The organism is Streptomyces sp. MnatMP-M17 (assembly GCF_900091995.1).
GTDB lineage: Bacteria > Actinomycetota > Actinomycetes > Streptomycetales > Streptomycetaceae > Streptomyces.
In genome coordinates this window covers 1-1,528 of record NZ_FMDK01001298.1, presented here as the reverse complement: position 1 = coordinate 1,528, position 1,528 = coordinate 1, and the positions used below count along the sequence as shown (strand labels likewise).

General features: G+C 73.0%; 1 protein-coding gene. It reads right to left on the bottom strand.

Annotation, left to right across the window (positions count from 1 at the left end; genetic code table 11):
- Positions 1 to 1,059, bottom strand: a 1,059-nt coding sequence (locus GA0115259_RS38710) for an MFS transporter (RefSeq protein ID WP_093605320.1), incomplete at its 3' end; no start/stop codon positions are given.
- Positions 1,060 to 1,528 lie beyond the last annotated feature (469 nt).

Sequence of the window (1,528 nt, the reverse complement as noted above, 5' to 3'; positions counted from 1 at the left end):
GCTGAGGACGGCCTGGTAGCGGCCGGTGGCGCCGGCGGGCGCCGCGGTGGAGATGAACGCGCCGATGGCGACGCTGTAGCAGATCTCCCCCGGGACCAGGATCGCCGCGGCGATCGAGTAGCCGATCGTGGTGTGCTGCATGGCGGCCACCGTGATGCCCAGTCCGAGGATCGCCGAGCCGGCAGCGAGGATCGGCGCGAGCGGGTACTTCAACTGCTCACCGCGGCCGACGAGGACCCGCATCATCGGCGGGGTGAGGACCAGCACGCTGACGGTGTTGGCGACCATGGCCGTGCCGTACGCGGACGGTGGCAGGCCGTCCGAGGTCATCAGCAGCGGCAGGACGGACACCAGACCCCAGGCGCAGACCATGGCGAAGACGGCGGCCAGCCCGATCCAGCGCAGGGCCGGGTCGGCGAGCACCTGCCGGTAGGAGTGGACCTGCTGCTCGGCGGCCGGCGGCCGGGCCGAGAGGGTACGGCGGGCGACGAGGGCGAAGCCGAGGCAGACCAGGCCGTTGACGAGGAACAGGCCGCGGTAACCGTGGTGGTGGGCGATGTAGCCGCCGGCGCCGCCGCAGACGGCGATGCCGACGTTCGCCGACCAGTACAGCATTGCCTGGGCACGGGTGCGTCCCGCCTCGGAGTCGATGGCGTCGTTGATCGCCGAGGAGACCGCCGGGCGGTGCGCTTCCATCGTCATGCCCAGGAACAGCGACACCGTCAGCAGAGCCGGCAGGGAGCGGACCAGGGCGAGCGCGAGACAGGCGGCGGCGGACAGCAGCATCAGCACGGTCAGGGCGCTGCGCTGGCCGAGCCGATCGGTAAGCCAACCGCTGCCGGCCTGCCCCAGGCACCAGCCGACGCCGAAGACGGTGAGCGCGCCGCCGGCCGCCGCGGTGCCGTGTCCGGTTCCGGTGGCGACGTAGTAGGAGAGGAAGTCCCAGGCGAAGCCGCCGGCCTTCACGGCCAGGGAACTCGCGAGGAGGATCCAGACGACGGAGCGCGCCGTGCGGGCCGGCGCGGTGAGGAGGGTGCCCAGGGGGGCGTCGGTGGCCATGGCGGGGTCTTCCTGGAGAGGCTCTGGCAGTGGGGGGCGGCAAGAACGAAGGCGACCGTCCCCGTTGGGGTGCGGCCGCCTTCGGTGGGGCGTGCTCGGTGGGTCAGGCCACCTTGCGCACGGACCGGACGGAGCGGACGCTCTTGCGGCAGGGACGCATAACTACCTCCTCTCACAGGCCGGGCCCCGGGGAACCGGGGTTGGCAGCACGGTAGGAAGAGCGCGTCGGGGGCGGCGTTCGTGATTCCCGTCCCGGAGATCTGCTGCTGTGAGCCCTCTCCTCGTCGGGGAATCGGGCGTTTCGGACGTGCGGCTGCGGGGCGTTAGGCGGCGCTGGCCGGGGCGGACGCGGCCCGGCGGGCCGGGTCGGCAACGAGGCCCTGCAGCAGCTGCTCGGTGTGTGCGGGGGCGGTCCCGCGACGGCGGCGGACGGCTTCGCCTGTGTCGCGGATGACCTGGCGGGCGAGGT